Origin of the sequence: Methylobacterium oryzae, from assembly GCF_021398735.1 — a bacterium.
Taxonomy (GTDB): domain Bacteria; phylum Pseudomonadota; class Alphaproteobacteria; order Rhizobiales; family Beijerinckiaceae; genus Methylobacterium.
The window spans coordinates 892,713-915,919 of sequence record NZ_CP090349.1 but is presented as its reverse complement, the minus strand read 5'-3'; the positions used below and the strand labels follow the sequence as shown (position 1 = coordinate 915,919).

The following is a 23,207-nucleotide window of genomic DNA, read 5'->3' as shown; positions in this document are numbered from 1 at the left end:
CCCGACCCCGCGCTCCATAGATCCCGACGATGACGGCACTCCCCTTCGACAACAGCTACGCCCGCCTGCCGGAGCGCTTCTACGCCCGCCGGCCGCCGACGCCCGTGGCGGCGCCGCGCCTCGTCCGGCTGAACCGTGCGCTCGCCGAGGAGCTCGGTCTCGATCCGGACTGGCTCGCCGGCCCGGACGGCGTCGCGGCGCTCGCGGGGAACGCGGTCCCGGACGGCGCTGACCCGATCGCCGCGGCCTATGCCGGGCACCAGTTCGGCCAGTTCGTGCCCCAGCTCGGCGACGGCCGCGCGGTCCTGCTCGGCGAGGTCGTCGACCGGAACGGGCGCCGCCGCGACATCCAGCTGAAGGGCGCGGGCCCGACGCCGTTCTCCCGGCGGGGCGACGGGCGGGCAGCGCTCGGCCCGGTCCTGCGCGAGTACCTCGTCAGCGAGGCCATGGCGGCGCTCGGCATCCCGACCACCCGGGCCCTCGCCGCCGTGACGACCGGCGAGCCGGTGGTGCGCGAGACGCTCCTGCCGGGCGCGGTCCTCACGCGCGTGGCGGCGAGCCACATCCGGGTCGGCACCTTCCAGTTCTTCGCGGCGCGGGGCGACGTCGAGGGCCTGCGGGCGCTCTCCGACCACGTCGTCGCCCGGCACCATCCGGACGCGGCCGGGGCCGGCAATCCCTACCGGGCGCTGCTGGAGGGCGTCGTCGCGGCCCAGGCGGCCCTCGTCGCCCGCTGGTTGCACGTCGGCTTCGTCCACGGGGTGATGAACACCGACAACATGTCGGTCGCGGGCGAGACGATCGATTACGGGCCCTGCGCGTTCCTCGACGCCTACGATCCCCGGACGGTCTACAGCTCCATCGACCGCAACGGCCGCTACGCCTACGGCCAGCAGCCGCGGATCGCGCTTTGGAACCTGACCCGCCTCGCCGAGACCCTGCTGCCGCTCCTCGCCGAGGGCGAGGACGCCGCCGTCGCCGAGGCCGAAGCGGCGCTGGCCACCTTCGCGCCGCGCTTCGAGGCGGCCTATCACGGCGGCCTCGCCCGCAAGCTCGGCCTCGCCGAGACCCGCGACGGCGACGCCGAGCTGGCGGGCGACCTCCTCAAGGGCATGGCCGAGAACCAGGCCGACTTCACCCTGACGTTCCGCCGGCTCTGCGACGCGGCGGCGCGGCCTGAGGCCGACGCCGCCGTGCGCGACCTGTTCGTCGACCCGACGCGCTACGATGCCTGGGCGGCCGCGTGGCGCGCGCGGCTGGCGCAGGAGGCACGCGACCCGGTCGAGACCGCCGCCGCGATGCGCCGGGAGAACCCGGCCTTCATCCCGCGCAACCACCGGGTCGAGGCGATGATCGAGGCCGCCGTGGAGCGGGACGACTTCGCGCCGTTCGCGACGCTCCTCGCCGTCCTGGCCCGCCCCTACGACGACCAGCCGGACCACGCCGCCTTCGCGGAGGCGCCCGCGGGCGGCGGCGTCGGCTACCGGACCTTCTGCGGCACCTGAGCCCGCGCGCCGCCGGTCAGGACCGCGGCCACGTGAAGATCTCGCGCAGCCCGCCCGCGTGGCGAAACCAGTGGACGCGGGTCGCTGGATTGAAACCGTGATCCTGGTACGAAGTGGCGATCACCGACACGAGAGTCTCGGCCGCCGAGCGGTCGCGAATGTCGTAGGCCAGAAGTTTGGGAGTACCGTCGGTCTCGCGGGTGAGATCGCGAACCAGAATCGAATACGACATATCCCCCCTCCTTTCGACACAAAGCATGTACTCAAGATTATATCGTCAAAGCCAGGATCGTTCGCGGAAGGATCGTGTAAAGGTTAAACAACGTTAACGGGAATGTGTTGATTTGATACGGCCCCGGTTGGACTCGCCGGGCGCGCAGGTCTTCGCGGGGGTCGCGCGGCCCGCGACGCCGGATCGGTCCGGTGCGGGAGACGCGGCTGTCGACCGGGTTCGGGCACCGAATCACGCCGCGGCGCCGGCCCGAGAGCCGTGCCCAATCGTGTCGCAGCGGTCTCGACGGACGACGATTCGGGCGGAGTCAGTCGCGCCATTCCCCTCTCCCGTGCGGCACAGGCTCGGTGCGCCTCCGCCTCAACTTGACCGGGACCGGCCCTAGATGTCGGAAAGCGGGCGCCCGACCGGACCGACGGGGCGCAGGGCAGAGCCGGAGGCCATGGTGAAGCGGATCCGGGCGGGGCTCGTCGCGGCAGGGCTCGCGCTGCTGACAGCCCAGTGCGCGCCCACGCCCGGCGCGCCGGCGGCCGGGATCGTCGTCGCCTCCAAGCTCGACACGGAGGGCGGGGTGCTCGGGAACATCATCCTGCAGGCGCTCCAGGCCCGAGGCCTGCCGACCGTCGACAAGATCCAGCTCGGCGCCACCGCGATCGTCCGCCAGGCCCTGATCGAGGGGCAGATCGACATCTATCCCGAATACACCGGCAACGCGGCGTTCTTCTTCGGGAAGGCCGATCTCCCGGTCTGGAAGGACCCGGAGGCGGCCTACCGCACGGCCCGGGACCTGGATCGCGCGGCCAACGACCTCGTCTGGCTGACGCCCGCCTCGGCCAACAACACCTGGGCGATCGCGGTGCGCGAGGAGGTCGCGCGGGCCGCGGGCCTGAGGACCATGAGCGACTTCGGCCGCTACGTGGCGGGCGGCGGCGCGATCAAGCTCGCCGCCTCGTCGGAATTCGTGACCAGCCCGGGGGCGCTGCCGGCCTTCGGCCGGGCCTACGGCTTCACCCTCCGGCCGGACCAGCTCGTCATCCTGGCCGGCGGCGACACGGCCGCGACGATCGCGGCGGCGGCGCGGGGCACCTCCGGCACGAACGCCGCCATGGTGTTCGGCACCGACGGCAGCATGGCGGTCGCGCGCCTCGTCATGCTGGACGACGACAAGGGCGTCCAGCCAGTCTACCAGCCGGCGCCGGTGGTCCGCGGCGCGGTCCTCAAGGCCCATCCGGAGATCGCCGCGGTGCTGGACCCGATCTTCCGCAAGCTCGATCTGGCCACGCTCCGGGATCTCAACGGCCGGGTCCAGATCGGCGGCGAGCCGGCCTCTGCGGTCGCGGCGGACTTCCTCCGGCAAAACGGGTTCGTGCGGTGAGCCGGCCGCGCGGACAGCGCGGCGCGACGCGCCCTCACCGGCGGAGCCGTCCGCGGCCCGCGGGATCCCGCGTCGACAAGCCGGGGCTCCGCCGGCAAGGATGCGCGGCGGGGCGCCCGAGAGCGTCGCGACGCCGGTGACCCGCCTCATGAGACCCGCCGCATTTCCGTCCATCGTCGCGCCCCCGGGCGCCGCCGCAGCGTGAGGATGGGGGAATCCCTCGCGACCGGGCGGTTTCGCCCGGGCGTCGATCCGCTGGGCGCGGCCTTCGCGGCCGTCCTGGCACTGAGCCTGCTCGCCCTGCCGCTGATGACGACCCGGCCGAACCGGATCGCGGCCGGCACCGCGCTGACGGCGTGGTCGGCGCTCCCTCCCGGCGCGGCGCTCCTCCTCGGGGGCGTCGTCGCCCTCGCGCTGCCGCCGCTGGTCCTGCGGTCGGCGCCGATCCTGCGGCTGGCTGCCGCCGCCGCGGTCCTGCTGCTGCTCGGCCTCGCGGCCGGCTGGGCGGCCGATCACCTGACCGCGCCGGGCGACCGGTACGGCCGGGTCTCGCCGGACGCGGGCTGGTGGCTCGCCTCCGGGACGGCGGCCCTCGCGGCCGGCGACGGGCTGGCGCGGCTGCGGCCGGGGCCGGTCCTGCGGATCGCCGCGCTCGCCCTGCTGGTCGCCGCGACGGGGCTCGCCCTGCGCACCGGCTTCTGGGACAACCTCTCGGTCCTGCGGGAATATGCCGGCCGCTCCGACACGTTCGGCCGGGAGCTGCGGACCCACGCCGCCCTCGCCCTCGCATCGGTGGCGGCCGCCGCCCTGGTCGGGATCCCGGCGGCCGTGCTGGCGCGCCCGGTCCAGCCCCTGCGGGCGGGCCTGCTCACGAGCCTCAACGTCGTGCAGACCGTCCCGTCCATGGCGCTGTTCGGCATGCTGATCGCGCCCCTGGCCTGGATCGGCCGGGAGGTGCCGGGCGCGGCCGCCCTCGGCATCGCGGGGATCGGCGCCGCGCCGGCCTTCGTGGCGCTGTTCGCCTACGCGCTCCTGCCCGTGGCCGCCGCGACCGTCGCGGGCCTCGACGCGGTGCCCCGGCCGGTGCGCGACGCCGCCCGGGGCGTCGGCATGACCGCGCGCCAGCGGCTGTTCCAGGTCGACCTGCCCCTCGCCCTGCCGGCGATCCTGACCGGGATCCGGATCGTCCTCGTCCAGAATATCGGCCTCGCGGTGATCGCGGGTCTCGTGGGCGGCGGCGGCCTCGGCGTGTTCGTCTTCCAGGGCATCAGCCAGAACGCGGGCGACCTCGTCCTGCTCGGCGCGCTGCCGACCGTCGCCATGGCGACCGGCGCCGCGGTGCTGCTCGACGCCGTCATCGACCTGAGCCGCGGCCGCGCGGCGGAGCGGATCCCATGATCGACCTCGCCGGGGTGAGCCGCGTCTTCGAGGGGCGCACGGTGGTGGCGGACGTCACCCTGCGGGTCGAGACCGGGACGATCCTGACGGTGGTCGGCACCTCGGGATCGGGCAAGACCACCCTGCTGCGCATGATCAACCGCCTGATCGAGCCGAGCGCCGGGACGATCCGGATCGCGGGCCGGGACGTCCGGGAGGTGCCGCCGCACCTGCTGCGGCGCGGGATCGGCTACGCCATCCAGGGCCACGGGCTGTTCCCCCACCGCACGGTCGCGGAGAACATCGCGGTGGTGCCGAGGCTCGTCGGCTGGGACCGCCGGCGGATCGCCGCGCGGGTCGACGAGCTCCTCGGCCTGTTCAACCTCGATCCGGCGATCTACCGGGACCGCCTGCCGGCGGCGCTCTCCGGCGGCGAGCAGCAGCGGATCGGCGTCGCCCGCGCGCTCGCGGCCGAGCCGCCGATCCTGCTCATGGACGAGCCCTTCGGCGCCCTCGATCCGATCATCCGCGGGCGGGCGCAGGCGGACCTTCTGGCGATCCAGGCGCGCTACGGCACCACGATCGTGCTGGTGACCCACGACATGACCGAGGCCCTGCATCTCGGCGACCGGGTCGCCGTGATGGATGGCGGGCGCCTCGTGCAGGAGGCCGCGCCGGCAGACCTCGTCGGCGCGCCCGCCACCGCCTTCGTCGGCGCCCTCCTCGGCAGCGGCGACCGGGCCTTCCAGCTCATGGCCCTGCGCGCCGTGGACGATCTGATCGAGCCCGGCCCGGCGCCGGGCCCGCCCATCCCGGCCGGGACCACGGTGCGGGCCGCCCTCGCCGAGAGCCTGTGGTCCCGGCGCCCGGCGCTGCCGGTCAGCCGCGACGGCGTCGTCCTGGGCCGGGTGACGCGGGAGGCCCTCGAGGCGCGGGGCGCCCGGCCGTGATCCGCGCCCCGCAGATCGCCCGGGCCGCGCTCCTCGCCCTGCTCGGGGCGTTCCTGGTCGCTCCGGGGTGGTTCGCGCCCCTGTTCCGGCCCTTCGCCCCCGGCGACACGCCGCCGATCTACGCCCAGACGCCGCTGCTGACGCTCGCCGTCAACCACCTCCTGCTCGTCGCCACCGCGACCGTGACCGCGGCCGCGATCGCCCTCGGCCTCGCGGTCGCGGCCACGCGGCCGGCCGGCCGCGACGTGCTGCCCTTCGCCCGGTCGGTGGCCCGAATCGGGCAGACCTTCCCGCCCGTCGCGGTCCTGGCCCTGGCCGTGCCGATCCTCGGGTTCGGCGCGGTCCCGACCCTGATCGCCCTCGTCCTCTACGGGCTCCTGCCGATCTTCGAGACCGCGCTCACCGGGCTCGAGGATCTCGACCCGGCGCTGATGGAGGCCGCCCGCGGCATGGGTCTGACCGACCGGCAGCGACTCGTCCGCGTCGAGCTGCCCCTGGCGCTGCCCATGATCCTGTCGGGGATCCGCCTCGCCGCGATCATCGGGCTGGCGACGGCGACCATCGGCTCCACGGTCGCCGCCAGCACCCTCGGCGAGGTGATCATCTCCGGCCTGCTGACCGGCAACACCGCCTACGTCCTGCAGGGCGGCCTCGTCGTGTCCGCGCTGGCGCTCCTGATCGACGGCGGTTTCCGCCGACTCGAGCGCGGCGCGGCACGCCGGGCTGGATTTCCTTCCTAGAGGCGACTAGAAGGCCAGCGGGGCCGTACGCGCGGCCCTGGGGCGTGGAACCCCCTGTCTGATGGTCGGTGCCGACCACAACGGCACCCGTATCCTTGGCCACACGGTCGGGGAGCCTGCGGCGTATGTCCAGGCGTTCCGGCGCTAAAGGTCGTAGGGACCGTTCAGACACGGTTTTCCAACTCCCCGACTCGGGATGGTCGAAGGCTCGCTCGCGGGGGCGCACCGCGAGCCAGGGCCCGCCGGGAGGATGGGCCATGGGTTCCAGCGATCCCGAGACGCGCAGGCGGCAGCTCGACCGGCTGCGCGCGGCCTACGAGGCCCGCGCGGGCCGGCCGGACCTCACGGCCATCGGCAGCGGTGCGCGGCACTCGCGGGTGCTCCTGGGACGGATCCTCGTGGTGCTCGGCGGCCTGCCGGACGGGGCCGGACTGCCGGCGATCGGTCCGGGCGGGAACGGACGCGCCCAGACGTAGCCGCGCGGGTCGCGGCGCCGGACGGCCGGCGAGACGCGCGGCCGCGGCGGCCTGACCGGCACGGAGGCTGGCGCGAAACCGGATCGACGGATCCGGTGCGACGGGACAGGCGGGTCGACTCGGCGATAAGACGCTGCCCATGACGTCGCCCATGACGCCCGCCGACCGAGACCGGTTCGAGAAGTGCCTCGCGCTCGCCGATCAGGGGGCCACGGCGGGCGAGCGCGCGGCCGCCCGGGCGGCCGCCGAGCGCATCGCCCGGGGTGCCGGGCTGACCCTCGCGGCGGCGGCCGAGGCGCTCCGGCGGAGCGGGCAGGCCTCCGCCGATCGGGCGGCCCGCCCGCCCCCGCCCCGGCGGTCCTATCCCTGGGCGCAACCCAAGGAACCGGTGACACCCGTCACGGTCGAGGAATTGCTGCGCCAGAAGGCCGAGACGGAGGCGTGGCGCAAGCGCAGCGCGGCCGCCGCCGACCGCCGCCGGAAGCGGGAGCGCGCCGACCAGGAGGCCTACGTGGCGGAGCAGCGCGCCCGGCAGGCGGAGCGCGACCGGGACTGGGCGCGCACCCGCGCGGATCCCCCGGGGGCGCCGGAGGACGGGACCTGAGCGCCGGTCGGCCGGCTCAGCGGTGATGCCGCGGCCGCGCGCTCCGGTGCGCCCGCGCCCTGCGGTGCCGCGGCGCGACCCGCGGCGCCGCCGGCGGCTCCGCGGCGGCGACCGGGGGCCCGGGCGCGACGCCGTCACGGGCGGCGACGATCCGGCGGGCTTCCTCGACGCTCATGTCGCAGGCGCTCGTCATGCCCTGCAGGGCGCCCAGGGCGCGGTTGTACTCGGGAAGGTTGATGCATCCGGGGACGCCCCACGCCCAGGCGGGGACCGGCGCGGAGCCCGCCACCGCCAGTGCGAGGGCGGCAAGAGCGTTCCTGAGCGACACGGATCCCTCTCCTCTTCACCGAGCCCCGGATCCCACCCCCTGAGGCAGCACGCCCCTCCGGGCGGCGGGTTCACGGACGCCCGATCAGGCCCCGCCGCACATGTGCTGGGAGTCGGGCAAAGTCCAGGAATCCAGCGTGCGCAGGTTGGTCGTCGTGTACATCTTGCCGCGATCGTCGCCCTTGGGGCAGCCCGTCGGCACGAGTACGAGGCAGGTCATGACCCGGTCGCCGACCCGCGACCGCGCGACCGCTTCGACATACGCGTAGGAGACGCCGTAGACGCCGTTCTTGAGATCGACGCTCGTCCCGTCGCCGATCCCGTCGCCCTTCGGCTTCACGAGCGTGTCGCTGAACCGGGTCCCGATCCGCGCGATGGTGGTCGCCGCGCAGGTGCCGACCCGCGTCGGCACCTGCGCCTCGGCGGCGGACGCGAACCCGAGACCGGCGACCACGAGGGCGCCGGCCAGGATCGGTCCGGGGGCAGCCACCATCAGGCGGCTTCGAGGAGGAAGTTGGCCCGGCGGAACATCAATTCGCGCCGGTAGAAGTAGACGCCGCGGTGGCGCATCGCCGCGTGCGCCGCGTCCACGTCGAATCCGTACGGCCTGTCCCGGGTCGTATCGATGCAGCCGACATACATCCATCGGACACCGTCGATGAGCGACGGGATGGGCTGGTCCTGTCGGACGGCGCAGAACTGCTCCTCGTCCGAGGCCGAAACGAAAATGTAGAAGGTCTTCCGCGCGCACATCCGAACCTCCATGGGACTCGGGGGTGTAACCGCAACGCCACGGTCAAGCTATAAACCGACCTTGGAGCAATAGTCAAGCTTCTGCCACATTTTCGTCACGTGTGAGACAGACCACCCCGGCCGCACGCCTCACAGGCAGCCGACCCGCCGCAGGGCGCCGATCAGCTTCCGGCCGACGCGGTAGCCGTTGAGGGATTCCGATCCGAGGATGCGGACGGTCTCGGCCGACGCGGTGCGGTCGTACAGGAACACCTGGAAATCCGACCGCCCCTGCCCGACGGGGCCGCTGCTGACCTGGCCGCAGAACGCCACGGCGGACTCCGCCTCGGCGGGGATCGGTCGGATCTTGCGGAATCTCACGAGGCCCGCATCCGGGAAGGCCGCGGCGACCCGCGCCCGCATCTCGGCCTCCAGATCGTCGGCGCCCTGCCCGTGGGCGAACGGCGCCGCGAGCATGCCTCCGAGGAGCGCCGCCAGCATCGCGCGTCCCCATCCCGCCCCAGGCACGGTGCGGGACTTCCGGACCCTCGACCTCGGCACGGACGGGCGGCGTGTGGCGGCCATGAACGGACTTCGCGATGCGCTCGAAGCGTATTGGATCACGAAGATCTGCGAAGTGGAAGCGTCGGAACCGCGCCGGCGAAGTGTCCGGCAGGCGCGACCCGAAAAATCCGGCGGCGCTCTCCCAATCTCGGCCAGGACCATGGCCATGTCATTGACCAACCGGACGGCGCGCGTCGCATCGAAATTCTGCATTCAAAATTCGTTACTTGCCAAGCATGTCATTCTGCATTGACAGACGATAATGTCCGAGTATTCCTGGTCTATAATAGGTGTTGGCAGGGTCGAAGAAGGGGTCGATCGCTTTGCGCAAGAACCAGGACCAGCTCGAGCCGACCATCAGCGACGTGGCCCTGCGCGTCGTGACCGCCTATCTGTCGAACAACGCGCTGCCGCACACCAGCATACCGCCGCTCCTGCTCACCGTGCACGGCGCGCTCTCCGCGCTCACCGACCGGCCCGCGGTCGTCGAGGCGCCGCCCGAGCAGCCCGACGCCGCTCAGATCCGCGGCTCGGTCCGCCAGGACGGCATCGTCAGCTTCATCGACGGCCGGTCGTACAAGACCATGAAGCGGCATCTCACGGCGCACGGGCTGACGCCGGAACTCTACCGCGCGCGCTACGGGCTGCCGGACGATTACCCGATGACCGCGCCGGGCTACGCCGAGCGCCGGTCAGAGATCGCCAAGGCGATCCGGCTCGGCAGCAAGGCCGCCTGATCGACGCAGCCCGTCCGCCGAGCCCCCGTGAACCGATGGCCCGCACGGACGTAGATGCGCTGGGCGGGGCGGCGCGCGCGTGCCGGCACTGCGGGTTGGCCCGTCTGGCAACGCGATCGGGTGAGAGGGATCTGGCCATGAAGGGTCTGTCTGGCTGCGTCGCCCTCCTTCTCCTCGGCATCGGACCGGCCTCAGCGCAGACCGTCCTGGCCCCGTCCGGAGACTCGGCCGTGACGCAGCCCGGTGGGACGGCGGGGCGGGCCGCGCGACGCAACATCCAGGAGGCCTACCGCAACGGCGACGTGGTCGGCCATCGACATGCGCCAGCCGCCCCCGCGCCCCGGCCGGACCGGCCCCGCCGCACGAGCCCGCGCTTCTAGAGGCCCCGCTCCTCGCGCGAGCGCCGTGCTGCGCGCCGGCCTTCGGCGCCCGGGCGTCGGCGGAGACGGCGCTCGCCGCCCGCGGGCCACGGCCTGAAATCGTTCTGTAATCCGAGCCGGTCACGGTCCGCGCGCAGGTCGACCGCAGATCGCGGTCGCGGCGGGTCGCGCTGGACCGGATCGCCCCGGCAGCCCGGCCCCGGCAACGACGACAGGTGCTCGATGCTTCGGACTGCGATCGCCGTGACGCTTCTGCTGGCCGGAGCCCCGGCCTGGGCCGGACCGCGCTGGCAGGACCTGCCGCCGACCCCCGCGCCGGTCGCCGGCACGGTCTCCGGTCGCGCCGCTGTCAACGGCATCCGGCTGTATTACGCCACGATCGGCAACGGTCCGCCGGTCGTCCTGCTGCACGGCGGCCTGTCGAACTCCGATTACTGGGGCCACCAGGTCGCGGCGCTCGCCGCCCGCCGCACGGTCATCCTCGTGGACAGCCGCGGGCACGGCCGCAGCACCCGGGACGATCGGCCATTCGGCTACGACCTGATGACCGACGACGTGGTCGGGCTGCTCGACGTGCTGAAGATCCCGCGCGCCGACATCGTCGGGTGGAGCGACGGCGCGATCCTCGGTCTCGACATGGCGATGCGCCACCCCGACCGCGTCGGCAAGGTGTTCGCGTTCGGGGCCAACGCCGACCCGTCGGGCCTGATCGAGGGCGTGGAGACGAACCCGACCTTCGCCGCCTTCATCGACCGAGCCGGCAAGGAGTACGAGGCCCTCTCGCCGACCCCGAAGGACTACGCCGCCTTCGTCGACGCGGTTGGCCGGATGTGGGGCGGGCAGCCGCGCTGGACCGAAGCCGATCTGAAGCGGATCCGCGCGCCGGTCCTCATCGCGGACGGCGACCACGACGAGGTTATCAAGCGCGCGCACACCGAGTACCTCGCTGCCACGATTCCCGGGGCTGGGCTGCTGATCCTGCCCAATGCCAGCCACTTCGCGTTCCTCCAGGATCCGGCGCTCTTCAACGCGGCGCTCCTCGGCTTCCTGGACGGGCCTTGAGGGTCCTGGGCGGCCCCTGACGCGCGCGACTCACCGGGCCGACAGCCAGCCTTGCTGGCCCTAACCCAGTCGGCCTCTGCGCCTGGACGTACGGATCGCGGACGCGCGGCGCGGGCCGCTTCGGGAACGGCGGCGCGACGAGGACGCCGACCCGACCCGTCAGGCGATCGCGAGATGGAGGAACTGGTTGAAGTCGCTCGGCACGTAGGTCCCGAACGCGGGGCCGTTCACGAAGCCCCGACGCCGATAGAGTTCGAGCGCGGGCGCGAATGCGGGTCCGCATCCGGTCTCGAGGCTGAGGCATCGCGCGCCGCGGGCGGCGGCGGCCGCGATAATGGTGTCGAGGATCGCCGCGCCGGCTCCCAGGCGGAGGAAGTCGGGGTGCGTCCGCATGGACTTCACCTCCGCGGTGCCGTCCGTCGCCATCCTGAGCGCCCCGACGCTCGCCACCCGCCCGCCGCGGCGCGCCGTCCAGACGGTCACGTCCGGTGCTTGCAGGCCTGACAGGTCGAGAGCGAACACGCTGCCCGGCGGCGAGGATGCGTGCATGCCGGCAAGATGGAGCGCCAGCAGCGCCCGTGTCTGCGTATCGGACAGGTCGTCCCGCGCGATCTCGAACATCGTGCCCCGGCCATCCGCCCCGACATCCCCCGCGCAGGATGTCCTCCCGATCGACGATCAGCAAGGCGCGGAACGGCGGTGCGGCCCCCGCGCCGAGGCTCCCGGCGGAGGGCGGATCGACAGCTCCGCAAGACCCGCGGACCGCCGACCTCCCTGCGACCCGCAACCATGGCGCGCATGGTGCATTTGTGAACGCCGTCACGTTCCCCGGTGGGGAACACGCTGCCGTGGCGGTGCGTCACCGGTTGCGGGCACGCTCCGGCCGGAGAGGACTCACACGCTTGATCGACGCCGGAAGCCAGACCGCGAGTGCCTCCGATGCCGCCGCATCGGTCGCCGGGTCGATCGCGGCCGTCTCGCGGCGGCTCGATTCCCTTCCGATGACGCGGCTTCACGCGGCGGCGCTCGCCGTCTGCACGCTGGGCCTGTTCACCGACATCGCCGAGGTCGCCCTGAGCAACGCCCTGGCGGCCATCTTCCTCGCGCCGCCCCACAACATGTCGCGGGGCAGCCTCTCGCTGCTCCTCGCCTCCGTGTTCGCCGGCGGCGCCGTGGGCGCGCCCGTCTTCGGGATGCTGGGGGATCGCCTCGGCCGCAGGCGCGCGCTCCAGGCCTCCCTCGCGCTGATGGCCGCCGGATCGCTGGCGGCCGCCGCGAGCCAGGGGCTCACGGCGCTGACGATCGCCCGGACGGTCTCGGGGTTCGCGATCGGCGGGTTCCCGCCCCTGGTCGCCACCTACCTCGCCGAGGTGACGCCCGCGCGCCGACGCGGCGCGACGCTGCTGGTCTGCGCCGGACTCGGGCTCCTCGGAGGCCTGGCCGCGATCGGCTTGGTCCAGATGATGGCACCGGCCGCGCCGCTCGGGATCGAGCCGTGGCGCTGGGCGCTGATCCTCGGGGGCGCCCTGGCGGCGCTCGGCGGCGTCCTATTCGCGCGGCTGCCGGAATCACCGCGGTGGCTCGCCTCGGTCGGGCGCTCTGCCGAGGCCGACGCCGCCTGCCGCCGGTTCGAGCGCGCGGCCGGCCGGAGCCGGGTCGCCGCCCCCGCCGACCCGGACACGGACCCGCCCGCGACCGGGCCCGCGGGGTTCCGGGGCCTGTTCGCCGAGACGCGCCAGCTGCGCCGGACGGCCCTGTTCGTCGGCCTCTACACCCTCGCCCCCCTGGCGACGATCGCCTTCCCGCTGCTCAGCGCCGTCGTGATGGTGGAGAAGGGCTTCAAGGTCGATCAATCCCTCGTCTTCGCCGCGCTGTCGATGCTCGGCCCGCCCCTGGGTACCCTGCTGACCGCGCTGGCGATCGACCGGCTCGAGCGGCGCGCCGTCCTGACGGCCCTGGCGGCGGCGATGGCGGCCCTCGGCACGGCCTTCGCCGCGAGCGGCACGTTCCTGACCCTGGTCTTGGTCGGCATCGCCTTCAACACCGCGGCGGCGACCTACGGCAGCATCCTCGCCGTCTACGCGACGGAGCTGCTCCCGACGCCGCTGCGGGCCTCGGCCATGACCTGCGCCTGGGCCGGCGGCCGGGTCGCGGCCGCGCTGGCGCCGATCATCCTCCTGCCGATCCTCTCGGCCTACGGGCCGCACGCGATGTTCGCGGTGATCACGCTCGTCCTCGCGGCGAGCGCGGCCCTGCTCCTCGCCGGACCGCGCGGCCTGTCCGGGCAGGCCCTTGCTTAGGGAAACCCGGAAGCGCGGGTCTCCGACCCGCGGCGCCGCGCCGGATGGCGTCGGTTGCCAATCTGGCAAGATTCACACGATAAAGTTGCGCAGGCAGCCGGACGGAACCGCCGGGCACGCCGGGGGTGTCACACGTGTCTAGCCCGGTGCTCGTCCCGAGCCTCGTCGAGACGACCAGCCACGTCGACCCCAAGCAGACCTTCGAGTTCTGGCGCTGCACGGCCCTGGCCGGGTTCGGCGACATCGGCCGGCGGCACCCCCGGGAGCGGTTCGCGGCCAAGCGCCTGAGCGTGGCCTCGGCCGGCTGGTCGCTGACCCACACGGTGAGCAGCCCGGTCGCGGTGGAGTTCCGCTCCCGCCACGTCGACCGGAACGCCCGCGGGATGGTGGTGATCGGCCTCGCGCTCGACGGCGTCGGCTACCAGGAACAGAACGGCCGCGGGGCCCAGCTGACCCCCGGCGACATCAGCTTCCTGACGCGGAACCGGCCCTTCGTGGCCGGCACCCAGAGCGCCTACGGCGAGATCCGCCTCGCCGTCCCGCGCAAGATGTTCGAGGCTTTCGTCGGCGACGCCGACGCCTTCGCGGGCCGCAGCCTCGGCCCGCTCCCGGCCGGGGCGGAGGTTCGGGCGCGGCTGCGCGGGGTGGCCGGCTCGGTCGCCTGGATGTCCGCCGACGAGGCGCAGGCGGCCGTCGAGGGCGTGCTCCACCTCCTCGGCCACCTCGTCGACGGCGCGGCCCGGCGCGGCGATCCGGAGGCGGTCTCGCAGGCGGCCGTCGTGTCGCTCGCCCGCGCCCACATCGCGCGGCGGATGCACGATCCCGACCTGAACCCGCAGGACATCCAGCGCGCGCTCGGTCTCTCCCGGACCAGCCTGTACCGCGCCTTCGCGGAGACCGGCGGCATCGCGGCGGCGATCCGCGACGCGCGCCTCGACCTCGCGCGCCGGCGCCTCGAGGCCCGCCGCGACGACAAGCTGCGGATCGCCTCGATCGCCTACGCGTGCGGCTTCACCGACGTGCCGACCTTCAACCGCGGCTTCCGCAAGCGCTTCGGCCTGGCCCCGGGCGACCTCCGGCCCGCGCTCCCCTAGGCGAAGCGCGTCGGGCGCGTCAGCCCGCGGCGGCGAGATCCGCCCGGTCGCGGACCTGGGCGGGGAAATCGAACACCGCGTCCGCGTGGGCGATCGTCGCCGGGCGGTGGGCGACGATGACCCGCGTCATCCGCAGGTCGCGCAGGGCCTGGGCGATCACCGCCTCGGTGGCCTCGTCGAGGTGGCTCGTGGCCTCGTCGAGGAACAGGATCTCGGGCCGCCGGTAGAGGGCGCGCGCCAGCACGATGCGCTGCTTCTGGCCGCCCGACAGGGTCGAGCCCATGTCGCCGACGAGGCTCTCGAAGCCCATGGGCATGCGGCGGATGTCGTCCAGGATCGCCGCCCGGGCGGCGCACTCGGCGATCCAGCCCGCGTCCGGATGCTCGTCGAAGGCCGCGATGTTCTCGGCGATCGAGCCGGCGAACAGGCCGTCGCTCTGCATCACGCCGGCGATCCGGCGCCTGTAGGACCCGGCGGCGGTGCGGATGTCCTGGCCGTCGGCGGTGACGATCCCCTCGCTGGGCGGCGTCAGCCCCATCATCACCTTCATGAGCGAGGTCTTGCCGCATCCCGAGGGACCGGTGATCGCGAAGCACGCGCCGGCCCGGACGGACAGCGAGACGCCGCGGAAGATCCAGGGCTCGTCGGCCCCGTAGCGCAGCGCCAGGCCCGCGCCGGCGAGCGTTCCGGCCTTCAGGGCGACGACCGGGGGCGCCCCCGGCCGCGCCCCGGCGGCGAGATCCTGCTCCTCCGGCTCGCACAGCACGATGTCGGCGAGCCGGTCGGTCTGCACGTCGAGCATGCGCAGCTTGAACCACGCGTCGATCAGGCTGCCGATCCGGGTGGCGAACTGGTCGCGATAGGCCAGGAACGCCACCAGCATCCCGAGCGACAGGGACCCGCCGATGACCGCGCGGGCGCCGAGCACCAGCAGGATCAGCCGGTCGAGGCCGAACAGGAACTCGTTCGCGCGGCCGAACACGAGGTCGAGGCGCTGCAGCCGCAGCCGGGCGTTCAGGGCCGTGACGAAGTGGTTCATCCAGGCGCCGCCGCGCCGCTCGCGCAGGTCGAGGAGCTTGACGCTCGCCATGCCGCGGACCGTCTCGATGAAGTGCGTCTGCTGGCGGGCCTCGGCCACGAGGGCCTCCTCGCTCCCCTCCCGGTACGCGCCGTAGGCGAAGACCCGCAGGACCGCGTTGAGCGCCGTCGAGGCCAGGACCACGGCGACCAGCCAGCCGCCGTAGACCGTCAGCATCACCAGCATGCCGACCGCCATGAGCCCGTCGAGCATGGCCTGGACGAGATCGGTCGTCAGGCCCTTCTGGATGGTGGCGAGGGAGCCGAACCGCGAGATCACGTCGCCGACATGGCGCTTCTCGAAGTAGTCGAGGGGCAGCCGCGACAGGTGGTCGAACAGGCCGGCCGACCACTGGTAGTTCAGCCGGGTCCCGGCCAGCATGATCGCCCAGGTGCGGGCGATGCTGAGGCCGAGCTGGAGCAGCAGCAGCAGCGCGAGGCCGATCGCCACCACGAGGAGCAGGTCGTGGTCGGCGTTCACGATCACCTCGTCGATGACGACCTGCGAGGCGATGGGCATCAGGAGGGCGACGAGCTCGATCCCGAGGGAGAGGGCCAGGACCTGGGCCAGAACCGCGCGGATGCCGGCCATGTTGCGGAACAGGTCGCGCAGCCGCAGGCCCGGGGCGGCCCGCTCGCGCCGGAAGCCCGGATTGGGCACCGCCTCCAGGGCGACGCCGGTGAATTCCCGCGAGGCCTCCGCGAGGCTGATCCGCCGCCGGCCGCGGCCCGGATCGTTGATGACGAGGCCGCCGCGCTCGACCCGGGTCAGCACCACGAAGTGGTTGAGGCCCCAGTGCAGGATGCAGGGCAACCGGAGGCGGGGCAGGTCCGTGAGCTCGACCCGGAGCGCGCGGGCGGTCAGGCCCTGGGCGCCGCAGAGGTCGATCAGGTTGCGCAGGGTCATGCCCTTGAGGGACAGGGGATGGCGCCGCCGCAGCGTCGCGAGGTCGATCTGGCGCCCGTGATAGGCCAGGACCATGGCGAGGCAGGCCATGCCGCACTCGGCGGCCTCGGCCTGGAGGACGACCGGCACCCGGCGGCGGAGCCCGAAATCCAGCCGGGCGGCGAGGGACGGCGCCGTCACGGGGCGGCCTTCCGGACCGGCAGGGCGTCGAGGCCGCCGCGCGTGACGAGGGCGAGGCTCTCCCGGACATGCGTCACGGGATCGAGCAGCCAGCGGTAGAGCGACCGCTTCTCCAGGGCGATGTCGGCCTCGACGCGCATGCCCGCCTCGAGGCTGCGCCGCTCGCCGTAGGCCAGCACGGTGTCGGAATCGGGCCGGACCACGATGCGGTAGAGGTCGGTCCCCTCCCCCCGGGCGGCGGCGCGCCGCGCGAAGTCGGGCGCGTCGTCGCTGCCCAGCGGCGCCCGCGTGACCTCGGTGACGACGCCGCGGTGCAGGCCGAAGCGCTGGAACGGGAAGGCGGCGTAGCGCAGCATCACGGGCGCGCCGGCCTCGGCGAAGCCGATGGCCGACGAATCGACGAACAGGTTGGCCTGGAGGCGCCCGGCGCTCGGCAGCAGGGTCAGGAGCGTCGCCCCGGCCGCCACGGTCTGGCCGACCTGCGCGCGGATCGACGTCAGGGTCCCGGCCTCCGGCGCCCGGACCTCGATGGCGCGGCGCGCCTCGCTCTCGGCCTTCTGCTGCGCCAGCTGGGCGGCGGTCCGGTCGAGGTCGGCGAGGTCGCGGGCCAACCGGTCGTCGTAGGCGGCGAGCTGGGACTTCGTGTCGGCGAGCTTGCCGTCGATCTGGAGGCGGCTCTGCTGGAACTGGGCGAGCTGCGCGCTCGCCTGCATGTAGAGGTAGTTCTGGCTCTGGAAGTCGGCGGCGCGGGCGTAGCCGCGCGCCACGGCGTCGGCGAGTTCCTCGACCCGCGCCCGGAGCGGCGGCACGAGCTTGTCCTGCAGGTCGATCTGCTTGGCGAGCTGGGCCGACTGCTCGCTCAGATTCGCCACCTGCTCGCGCAGCGCCTGCCGCTCCGTGCCGGCCAGATCGGCCCGGGCGGTCCGCTGCCGCTCGACGCTCTGGCGCTGGCGCTCCAGCTCGGCGATCACGCGCTCCTGCGTGGGGCCGCTCGCCGACACGGCGTCGAGGTCGATCGTGTACAGGAGCTGCCCGCGCGCGACCTTGTCGCCCTCGCGGACGCCGGTCGAGCCGACGCGCCCCGCCACCGGGCTGGCGAGGCTGATCAGCCCGATATCGGGCGCGAGAAGGCCGACGGCGTGGATGCGGCGCGTGTAGGTGCCCTGCCAGCCATACAGGCCGACCGCCGCCACCATGATCACGCAGGCCGCGGCCACGAGGCGGACCGGCAGAGGCTGGATGATCTGCGCCTCGCCCAGCCACGCGTTGCGTCGCGCCTCGATAACCTCAAGTCGAAAGAGCGGACTTGGCACCCGGAGAAAGCAACCTTCCTGAAGGAGACAGCCGTATTCGAGGACAATGCTCAGCGCATTTGCCACCTTACTCGGTCGCATCACGGGAGTTTCATGTCAACACTTGCCGACACGGCGAATTTTGAATAATCCTGGCCGCGTCAGAACGTCGCGCACGTGTTGAAAACCGTCTGTATTTCAACGGCTTATTCCGGTTCGTCGTCGAGCTTACTTTGCAGCGCAACAGGACGTCAGTTTTTGCATCATCGCGTGCTGCGCTGCGAAAACTCGACGGCGTGAGACGCGGTGAGACGCGCCGCTTCGCAGCGCAGGCGGCCGCAGTGCCGACAGCGTCTGGAGCACGGCCTGGGAAAGACAAGGCCTGTCAGTTTTTGCGCATTGGCCGGGCTCGATCGTCCGCGAGCATTATCGGCTGGCCATGACCGATTGACACGAAGCACATCTCTGTAATCCTAAAGGCAGGTGCCGACGTCCAAGGCGCCTAGACGCTACGATCAGGCAATAGATCGAAGCAAATAACCTTCTACCTGAATCTCAATCTGGAGAACGATCATGCAGGACAGCATCGATACCGTCCGCGAGCTGAGCGCCGCCGAGCTGGACCAGGTCGGCGGTGGCCTCGGGGTCGGCCTCACTGTCGGCCTCGGGGTCGACGCGAGCCAGGAGCTCGGTGCGGTCTCGGGGGTCGTGGGCCAGGTCGGCGGTCTGGTGAGCGGCCTGGTGGGCAGCGTGCTCGGCGCGGTCGGCGGTGTCGTCGGCGGCGTGACCGGCTCCCTGCGCTGACGGTCTGACACCGGGAGGGCGGCCGCGGGGCCGCCCTCCTCCGTCGCGGGGCGTGACCGCGACGACACCGGAATCACGGGCCCGCATGGACAGCACAGCCGAGAGTTCAGCCGCGACCACAGCCGAGACGATCGCGTACGCAACGAGCGGCAGCACCGGGCATCTCTCCGGCCGCCCCGAGCTGACCTGCTACGCACCGAGCGACCGCGGCCTCCCGGAGGTCGCCTTCATCGATTTCCGCTTCCCGACCGGCGGGTGGAGCACGCACGCGGTCACGGGCCTCGAGGTCGCCGCCAGCACGCAGCCCGCGGGGGCGCACCACGCGGTCGATTACGAGATCGCGGCGCGGCTGAGCGAGCGCGAGGGCCTGCTGGTCCGGCGTCCCGGCCTGAACGGCACGACCCGTTGGGCGGGCCCGTATGCCGGCCGCGTCCTCTCCTTCTCGGCCGCCGCCGTCGAGCGGCTGGCCGAGGCGCCGATCGGCAAGATCGCCTTCGCGGCGGACGGGCGCGATCTCCGCGCCTGCCGCAGCACCTGGCACATCCTCGACGCGCTGGCTTGCGCGCACCGGGACGACCCGTCGCCCGACGCGCTGCTGATCGAGAGCCTCCACCTGGCGATCCTGCGCTCGGTCGTCGCCGCGCGCGCTCCGGGCCGGTCGGCGGCGCCCGACCTCTCGGCGTCGCAGGCCGGGCGGGCCTGCGCGTATATCCGGGAGCACCTGGACCGGGAGATCACCGTCTCCGCCCTGGCCGGCATCGTCGGGCTCAGCGAGGGCTACTTCATCCGAGCCTTCCGCCAGACCACCGGGGTCACGCCCTACCAGTACATCATGCGCGAGCGCGTCGGCCGGGCCGAGGCCCTGATCCGCTCCGGCGCGGGATCGATGGCGGAGGTCGCCGCGCGATCGGGCTTCACGAGCGCCAGTGCCATGAGCCGCACGTTCCGGAAGCTCGTCGGGCGCTCGCCGACCGGGCGCACGGCCGGCCGGCGCGCCTGAGGCGCTACCCGGCGGCCCGCCCCGCCGCCCCGCGGAACAGGGCCTCCATCTCGCGCCGGACGCGGATCGCCTCCTGATCTGCGTCGAACGCGACGTCGCTCCAGCGCACGGCCCGGCCCGCGGGCACGTCGTTCTTCAGGACCATGTTGTGGGCGAGGCCGATCGGCAGGGCGTCCTGCGCCAGGGAATCCGCCGCCGGCATCAGCTTGCCGTAGACGGTGAACCCGCCCTCGCCGTCGAGCCGCTCCCCGGCCCGCAGCGCGCGCTTGGCTGTCGCGGCGACGTCGCCGCGCCAGTCGCCCGTCGCCCCCGTGGCCTCGCCGCGGACCGCGATGGAGGCGACCGAGATGCCGAGCTCGAGCCCGATCAGGTGATAGGGCTTGTAGGTCGCGGCGAACCGGCCGCTCGAATCGGTCTTGAGGCCATATTGCGCGAAGCAGTCGCGCACGTAGGCGCTCGGCGCCTCGAACACCGCGTAGACGCCCCAGCGCAGGTCCCGGAAGACCGGCCGCCCGTCCCGCTCCACCGACGAGACCACCTCGACGGTGCCGCGCTCGGTGAGGAGGCCGCCATCCGCCGCGGGCTTCAGGACGCTCGGCAGGTCGTCGACGCCGCAGGGCGGGAAGGCGAGGCCGTCGCGCGGCGGGGTGAGCCCGCAGGCATTGGCCACCGCGGCCATCTCCAGCGCCGACTTGGTGCCGTCGAGGAAGGAGTTGAACATCTGCGGGTTGAAGTCGCCGCCCGCGACTTGGCTCTCGCTGAAGCCGTAATGGCCCCAGACCGTGTCGGGCGTGGAGGCGTGGTAGGCCGGGAGGTACTTGGTGCCCTTGCCGGCGCAGATCACCTCCAGCCCGATGGTGCGGGCCCAGTCGACCAGCTCGGCGATGAGCGCCGGCTGGTCGCCCGAGGCCATGGAGTAGATCACCCCGGCCTCGGCCGCCCGGCGCGCCAGCAGCGGCCCGGCCAGCACGTCGGCCTCGACGTTGACCATGACGATGTGCTTGCCGTGCGCGAAGGCCTTGAGCGCGTGGCGGATGCCGGCGGCCGGGCTGCCGGTGGCGTCGATGACGATGTCCACGAACGGGCTCGCGATCATCGCGTCGGCATCCTCGGTCACGAGGGTCGTGCCGCCGCGCGCGGCCTCCTCTAGCCCCCGCGCGGCGAACCGGGAATCGTCCCAGCCGACCCGGCGCAGCGATTCGCGCGCCCGGTCGGGCGATAGGTCGGCCACCGCGACGAGGTGGATGCCGGGCGTGCGCGGCGCCTGCGACAGGTACATCGAGCCGAACTTGCCGGCGCCGATCAAGCCAACCCGGACGGGCCGGCCCTCGTCGGCGCGCCGCTGCAGCTTGGCGGAAAGGGACATGGGGCGTTCTCTCCCTGGGTGGCGCGCGGTCGGGACCGGACCCCGCCGCGCTCGCCGCGTCGTTGGACGGGGACCTAGCGCGGTTCCCGATGCCGTTGAGGCCTGCCGGATGAAAAGACGGGGGGTCTGTTCGGGCGACGCGCCGCCCCCTTCTCCCGTGCGGGAGCGGGGCGGGGTGAGGGATCGGGTCTCTCCGCCTCGGGCCGCCTCAGGCCGCCTCGGCCCGGCTCTGCGCCTCCACGTCGAGGAGCCAGTGCCGGAAGGCCCGGATCTTCTCCAGGGCCCCGTCGCGCTCGCGGTAGCAGATGAAGTGGAGGTCGCGGGTCAGGCTCGCGACCCGATCGCCGCCGAGGCGCACCAGCTGCCCGGCGGCGAGCTCGTCCCGGGCGAACCGCAGGGTCTCCAGCGCCACGCCGAGCCCCTGAACGGCCGCCGAGATCACCAGCGAGCCCCGGTCGAAAGCCGCGCCCGCCGCCCCGGCCGGGACCGGCAGACCGTTATGGGCGAACCAGTCCGGCCAGCGGACGGGGCTGAAGGACGAGTCGAGCCGGGTGAAGGGCCCGATCGATCCGGCCGCGTCCGGCTGCGCGGCCCGGGCGACCTCCGGCGCGCAGAGGGCGGCGATCTCCTCCGGGCCGAGGGACTCGACGGTCAGGCCGGGCCCGTGCGGCGGCCGGCCGTAGGCAATCAGGATGTCGATCTCCTCGTGCCGGCCGAGATCCACCGGGTCGGCGCTGGTGGAGAGGCGGATGGCGATGCCGGGATGCGCCTCCACGAAGGCGGGGAGCCGCGGCCCGAGCCACTTCGCCGCGAAGCTCGGCGTGCAGTGCACGGCCAGCGACGTGGGCGACGGCGGGCTGAGGTCGGCGCAGACCGCCTCGATCGCGTCGAAGGCGCTCGAGAGCCCGGCCAGCAGGCGCTGGCCGTCGGCGGTGAGGAGCGCCTGGCGGTTCGCCCTCCGGAACAGGGCGCGCCCGAACCAGCGCTCCAGCGCCCGGATCTGGTGACTCACCGCCGAGGGCGTGAGGTGCAGCTCCGCGCTGGCGCGGGCGAAGCTGCCGAGGCGCGCGGCCGCCTCGAAGGCCCGCAGGGCGGAGAAGCTCGGGATCCGGCGCATGCGCAATCCGTGAATTGAATTCATGGAAAGCGTGAAAAATCGTCGTTTGTCAACGCGCGGATCCGGCAGGATAGTGCCGGCCACGACGCGATCGGCGGGCCGGTCCGTACCCCGACGAAAGGAGACGCCATGCTCGACGACCACGCCCACGAGGCGGCCGTCGCCCTCGACCTGCCGAACGACGATGCCGGCCGCAGGCGGACCTCGATCTACCAGCCCGAGCAGGCCGGCCTGATCTTCCCGGAGATCCCGGACTTCGCCGACCACGCCGAGGAGCGGGACTACCGCAAGAAGCACCTCGTGGCCGCCTGCCGCGCCTTCGCGATGCACGGCTTCGACTACGGCTTCGCCGGCCACCTGACGATCCGCGACCCGGAGCGTCCGGAGCTGTATTGGACCAACCCGATGTGCGTGCACTTCTCGCAGGTGCGGATGTCGAACCTGATCCTGGCCGACCACAAGGGCCGGGTGGTCGAGGGGCGCCACGCCATCAACCGCGCGGGCTTCGTCCTCCACGCCGCCGTGCACGAGGAGTACCCGGAGGTCATGGCGATGTGCCACGCGCACACCACCTACGGCACCGCGTGGTGCGCCACCGGCCGACCGCTGGAGATGATCAGCCAGGACGCGGCGGCCTTCTACAACAGCCACGCCGTGATCGGCGCCTCGGCGGGCGCCGTGGCGGTGGAGAAGGAGAGCGGCCTGTCGGTCGCCCAGCAGATCGGCCGCAACCGCGGCGTGCTGCACCAGAACCACGGCCTGCTGACCTGCTCGCAGCACAGCATCGACGACGCGGCCTTCTGGTTCATCGCCCTGGAGCGGGCCTGCCAGCAGCAGCTCCTGGTCGAGGCCTCCGGCATCAAGCCGCAGCTCCTCTCGGAGAAGACCGCCCGCTACAGCCGCGAGCACGTCGGCAGCGACTACATCGGCTGGCTGCACTTCCAGACGCTGTACAGCCACATCGCCGAGACCCAGCCCGACATGTTCGCCTGAGGCCGGCGCGGGAGGC

At 73.1% G+C, this 23,207-nt stretch carries 26 protein-coding genes; 16 read left to right on the top strand and 10 right to left on the bottom strand.

The annotated features are described in order from the left end of the window. Positions 1-29 precede the first annotated feature (29 nt). Positions 30-1,505 (top strand): protein adenylyltransferase SelO, encoded by a 1,476-nt coding sequence (locus LXM90_RS04290; RefSeq protein WP_020090992.1) that lies wholly within the window; start codon positions 30-32, stop codon positions 1,503-1,505. Positions 1,506-1,521: 16 nt separating this feature from the next. Here LXM90_RS04290 and LXM90_RS04285 read toward each other — a convergent pair whose 3' ends face one another. Continuing rightward, positions 1,522-1,737: a hypothetical protein gene (locus LXM90_RS04285; RefSeq protein ID WP_026604595.1), complete on the bottom strand. Its 216-nt coding sequence runs from the start codon at positions 1,735-1,737 to the stop codon at positions 1,522-1,524. Positions 1,738-2,179: 442 nt separating this feature from the next. Here LXM90_RS04285 and LXM90_RS04280 point away from each other — a divergent pair, with 442 nt between their 5' ends. From LXM90_RS04280 to LXM90_RS04255, 6 genes are all read left to right on the top strand, one after another. Beyond that, a complete protein-coding gene (locus LXM90_RS04280) occupies positions 2,180-3,112 on the top strand; it encodes an ABC transporter substrate-binding protein (RefSeq protein ID WP_020090994.1) in 933 nt (310 codons plus the stop codon). Between the two features lie 207 nt (positions 3,113-3,319). After that, a complete protein-coding gene (locus LXM90_RS04275; protein WP_103984617.1) occupies positions 3,320-4,510 on the top strand; it encodes an ABC transporter permease in 1,191 nt (396 codons plus the stop codon). Continuing rightward, the gene (locus tag LXM90_RS04270; protein WP_020090996.1) at positions 4,507-5,439 is read left to right on the top strand and encodes an ABC transporter ATP-binding protein; all 933 of its coding nucleotides are present in this window, start codon (positions 4,507-4,509) and stop codon (positions 5,437-5,439) included. The genes LXM90_RS04275 and LXM90_RS04270 overlap by 4 nt, the downstream gene beginning before the upstream one ends. Further along, entirely contained in the window at positions 5,436-6,179 is a 744-nt protein-coding gene (locus LXM90_RS04265; protein WP_020090997.1) for an ABC transporter permease, read from the top strand. The genes LXM90_RS04270 and LXM90_RS04265 overlap by 4 nt, the downstream gene beginning before the upstream one ends. Before the next feature lie 257 nt (positions 6,180-6,436). Beyond that, positions 6,437-6,655 (top strand): hypothetical protein, encoded by a 219-nt coding sequence (locus LXM90_RS04260; RefSeq protein WP_020090998.1) that lies wholly within the window; start codon positions 6,437-6,439, stop codon positions 6,653-6,655. Between the two features lie 139 nt (positions 6,656-6,794). Next, a complete protein-coding gene (locus tag LXM90_RS04255; RefSeq protein ID WP_020090999.1) occupies positions 6,795-7,259 on the top strand; it encodes a hypothetical protein in 465 nt (154 codons plus the stop codon). Positions 7,260-7,275: 16 nt separating this feature from the next. On the opposite strand, the gene LXM90_RS04250 is transcribed toward LXM90_RS04255, so the two are convergent. From LXM90_RS04250 to LXM90_RS04235, 4 genes are all read right to left on the bottom strand, one after another. Beyond that, positions 7,276-7,587: a hypothetical protein gene (locus tag LXM90_RS04250; protein ID WP_026604598.1), complete on the bottom strand. Its 312-nt coding sequence runs from the start codon at positions 7,585-7,587 to the stop codon at positions 7,276-7,278. A gap of 84 nt (positions 7,588-7,671) precedes the next feature. Further along, entirely contained in the window at positions 7,672-8,079 is a 408-nt protein-coding gene (locus tag LXM90_RS04245; protein WP_020091001.1) for a hypothetical protein, read from the bottom strand. After that, entirely contained in the window at positions 8,079-8,339 is a 261-nt protein-coding gene (locus LXM90_RS04240; protein WP_042671974.1) for a hypothetical protein, read from the bottom strand. The genes LXM90_RS04245 and LXM90_RS04240 overlap by 1 nt, the downstream gene beginning before the upstream one ends. A gap of 129 nt (positions 8,340-8,468) precedes the next feature. Beyond that, entirely contained in the window at positions 8,469-8,819 is a 351-nt protein-coding gene (locus LXM90_RS04235) for a hypothetical protein (protein ID WP_020091003.1), read from the bottom strand. 73 nt (positions 8,820-8,892) lie between these two features. Between LXM90_RS04235 and LXM90_RS04230 the strand changes: the two genes are divergently transcribed. The 4 genes from LXM90_RS04230 to LXM90_RS04215 all read left to right on the top strand — a co-directional run bounded on the left by LXM90_RS04230 (position 8,893) and on the right by LXM90_RS04215 (position 11,061). Beyond that, the gene (locus LXM90_RS04230; RefSeq protein ID WP_128083334.1) at positions 8,893-9,135 is read left to right on the top strand and encodes a hypothetical protein; all 243 of its coding nucleotides are present in this window, start codon (positions 8,893-8,895) and stop codon (positions 9,133-9,135) included. A gap of 70 nt (positions 9,136-9,205) precedes the next feature. Continuing rightward, positions 9,206-9,619: a MucR family transcriptional regulator gene (locus tag LXM90_RS04225; RefSeq protein WP_020091004.1), complete on the top strand. Its 414-nt coding sequence runs from the start codon at positions 9,206-9,208 to the stop codon at positions 9,617-9,619. A gap of 137 nt (positions 9,620-9,756) precedes the next feature. Next, positions 9,757-9,999, top strand: a complete 243-nt coding sequence (locus tag LXM90_RS04220) for a hypothetical protein (protein WP_091676038.1) — start codon at positions 9,757-9,759, stop codon at positions 9,997-9,999. A gap of 222 nt (positions 10,000-10,221) precedes the next feature. Further along, a complete protein-coding gene (locus LXM90_RS04215; protein ID WP_234081861.1) occupies positions 10,222-11,061 on the top strand; it encodes an alpha/beta fold hydrolase in 840 nt (279 codons plus the stop codon). A 159-nt stretch (positions 11,062-11,220) separates the two neighbouring features. Here LXM90_RS04215 and LXM90_RS04210 read toward each other — a convergent pair whose 3' ends face one another. Then, on the bottom strand, positions 11,221-11,682 hold the full coding sequence (locus LXM90_RS04210) for a GNAT family N-acetyltransferase (protein WP_103984613.1): 462 nt from the start codon (positions 11,680-11,682) through the stop codon (positions 11,221-11,223). 380 nt (positions 11,683-12,062) lie between these two features. Here LXM90_RS04210 and LXM90_RS04205 point away from each other — a divergent pair, with 380 nt between their 5' ends. Together LXM90_RS04205 and LXM90_RS04200 are read left to right on the top strand one after the other, a co-directional pair. Beyond that, positions 12,063-13,361, top strand: a complete 1,299-nt coding sequence (locus LXM90_RS04205) for an MFS transporter (RefSeq protein WP_234081859.1) — start codon at positions 12,063-12,065, stop codon at positions 13,359-13,361. A 134-nt stretch (positions 13,362-13,495) separates the two neighbouring features. Continuing rightward, entirely contained in the window at positions 13,496-14,455 is a 960-nt protein-coding gene (locus LXM90_RS04200) for a helix-turn-helix domain-containing protein (protein WP_234081857.1), read from the top strand. A gap of 19 nt (positions 14,456-14,474) precedes the next feature. Here the strand turns inward: LXM90_RS04200 and LXM90_RS04195 are convergent, their stop codons facing one another. Both LXM90_RS04195 and LXM90_RS04190 read right to left on the bottom strand, forming a co-directional pair. Continuing rightward, complete coding sequence (locus LXM90_RS04195) at positions 14,475-16,619, bottom strand: peptidase domain-containing ABC transporter (RefSeq protein WP_234081854.1); 2,145 nt, start codon at positions 16,617-16,619, stop codon at positions 14,475-14,477. Next, entirely contained in the window at positions 16,616-17,932 is a 1,317-nt protein-coding gene (locus tag LXM90_RS04190) for an HlyD family secretion protein (RefSeq protein ID WP_234081852.1), read from the bottom strand. Before LXM90_RS04190 ends, LXM90_RS04195 begins: the two co-directional genes overlap by 4 nt. A 552-nt stretch (positions 17,933-18,484) precedes the next feature. Here LXM90_RS04190 and LXM90_RS04185 point away from each other — a divergent pair. Continuing rightward, positions 18,485-18,715, top strand: a complete 231-nt coding sequence (locus LXM90_RS04185; RefSeq protein WP_012321783.1) for a hypothetical protein — start codon at positions 18,485-18,487, stop codon at positions 18,713-18,715. Between the two features lie 85 nt (positions 18,716-18,800). After that, positions 18,801-19,715, top strand: coding sequence for an AraC family transcriptional regulator (locus LXM90_RS04180; protein WP_234081850.1), 915 nt, complete (start codon positions 18,801-18,803; stop codon positions 19,713-19,715). 4 nt (positions 19,716-19,719) lie between these two features. Here the strand turns inward: LXM90_RS04180 and LXM90_RS04175 are convergent, their stop codons facing one another. After that, a complete protein-coding gene (locus tag LXM90_RS04175; protein WP_234081845.1) occupies positions 19,720-21,081 on the bottom strand; it encodes an NAD(P)H-dependent oxidoreductase in 1,362 nt (453 codons plus the stop codon). Positions 21,082-21,289: 208 nt separating this feature from the next. After that, positions 21,290-22,198: a LysR substrate-binding domain-containing protein gene (locus tag LXM90_RS04170; RefSeq protein WP_234081842.1), complete on the bottom strand. Its 909-nt coding sequence runs from the start codon at positions 22,196-22,198 to the stop codon at positions 21,290-21,292. 129 nt (positions 22,199-22,327) lie between these two features. Between LXM90_RS04170 and LXM90_RS04165 the strand changes: the two genes are divergently transcribed. Further along, positions 22,328-23,191: a class II aldolase/adducin family protein gene (locus LXM90_RS04165; RefSeq protein WP_020091015.1), complete on the top strand. Its 864-nt coding sequence runs from the start codon at positions 22,328-22,330 to the stop codon at positions 23,189-23,191. Positions 23,192-23,207: the final 16 nt, after the last annotated feature.

Coding starts and splice junctions, on each gene's coding strand:
- LXM90_RS04215 (WP_234081861.1), top strand. CDS start 10,222: ATGCTTCGGACTGCGATCGCCGTGACGCTTCTGCTGGCCGGAGCCCCG.
- LXM90_RS04210 (WP_103984613.1), bottom strand. CDS start 11,682: ATGTTCGAGATCGCGCGGGACGACCTGTCCGATACGCAGACACGGGCG.
- LXM90_RS04280 (WP_020090994.1), top strand. CDS start 2,180: ATGGTGAAGCGGATCCGGGCGGGGCTCGTCGCGGCAGGGCTCGCGCTG.
- LXM90_RS04240 (WP_042671974.1), bottom strand. CDS start 8,339: ATGTGCGCGCGGAAGACCTTCTACATTTTCGTTTCGGCCTCGGACGAG.
- LXM90_RS04270 (WP_020090996.1), top strand. CDS start 4,507: ATGATCGACCTCGCCGGGGTGAGCCGCGTCTTCGAGGGGCGCACGGTG.
- LXM90_RS04205 (WP_234081859.1), top strand. CDS start 12,063: ATGACGCGGCTTCACGCGGCGGCGCTCGCCGTCTGCACGCTGGGCCTG.
- LXM90_RS04260 (WP_020090998.1), top strand. CDS start 6,437: ATGGGTTCCAGCGATCCCGAGACGCGCAGGCGGCAGCTCGACCGGCTG.
- LXM90_RS04170 (WP_234081842.1), bottom strand. CDS start 22,198: ATGCGCCGGATCCCGAGCTTCTCCGCCCTGCGGGCCTTCGAGGCGGCC.
- LXM90_RS04175 (WP_234081845.1), bottom strand. CDS start 21,081: ATGTCCCTTTCCGCCAAGCTGCAGCGGCGCGCCGACGAGGGCCGGCCC.
- LXM90_RS04255 (WP_020090999.1), top strand. CDS start 6,795: ATGACGTCGCCCATGACGCCCGCCGACCGAGACCGGTTCGAGAAGTGC.
- LXM90_RS04275 (WP_103984617.1), top strand. CDS start 3,320: ATGGGGGAATCCCTCGCGACCGGGCGGTTTCGCCCGGGCGTCGATCCG.
- LXM90_RS04180 (WP_234081850.1), top strand. CDS start 18,801: ATGGACAGCACAGCCGAGAGTTCAGCCGCGACCACAGCCGAGACGATC.
- LXM90_RS04290 (WP_020090992.1), top strand. CDS start 30: ATGACGGCACTCCCCTTCGACAACAGCTACGCCCGCCTGCCGGAGCGC.
- LXM90_RS04165 (WP_020091015.1), top strand. CDS start 22,328: ATGCTCGACGACCACGCCCACGAGGCGGCCGTCGCCCTCGACCTGCCG.
- LXM90_RS04245 (WP_020091001.1), bottom strand. CDS start 8,079: ATGGTGGCTGCCCCCGGACCGATCCTGGCCGGCGCCCTCGTGGTCGCC.
- LXM90_RS04235 (WP_020091003.1), bottom strand. CDS start 8,819: ATGCTGGCGGCGCTCCTCGGAGGCATGCTCGCGGCGCCGTTCGCCCAC.
- LXM90_RS04220 (WP_091676038.1), top strand. CDS start 9,757: ATGAAGGGTCTGTCTGGCTGCGTCGCCCTCCTTCTCCTCGGCATCGGA.
- LXM90_RS04185 (WP_012321783.1), top strand. CDS start 18,485: ATGCAGGACAGCATCGATACCGTCCGCGAGCTGAGCGCCGCCGAGCTG.
- LXM90_RS04285 (WP_026604595.1), bottom strand. CDS start 1,737: ATGTCGTATTCGATTCTGGTTCGCGATCTCACCCGCGAGACCGACGGT.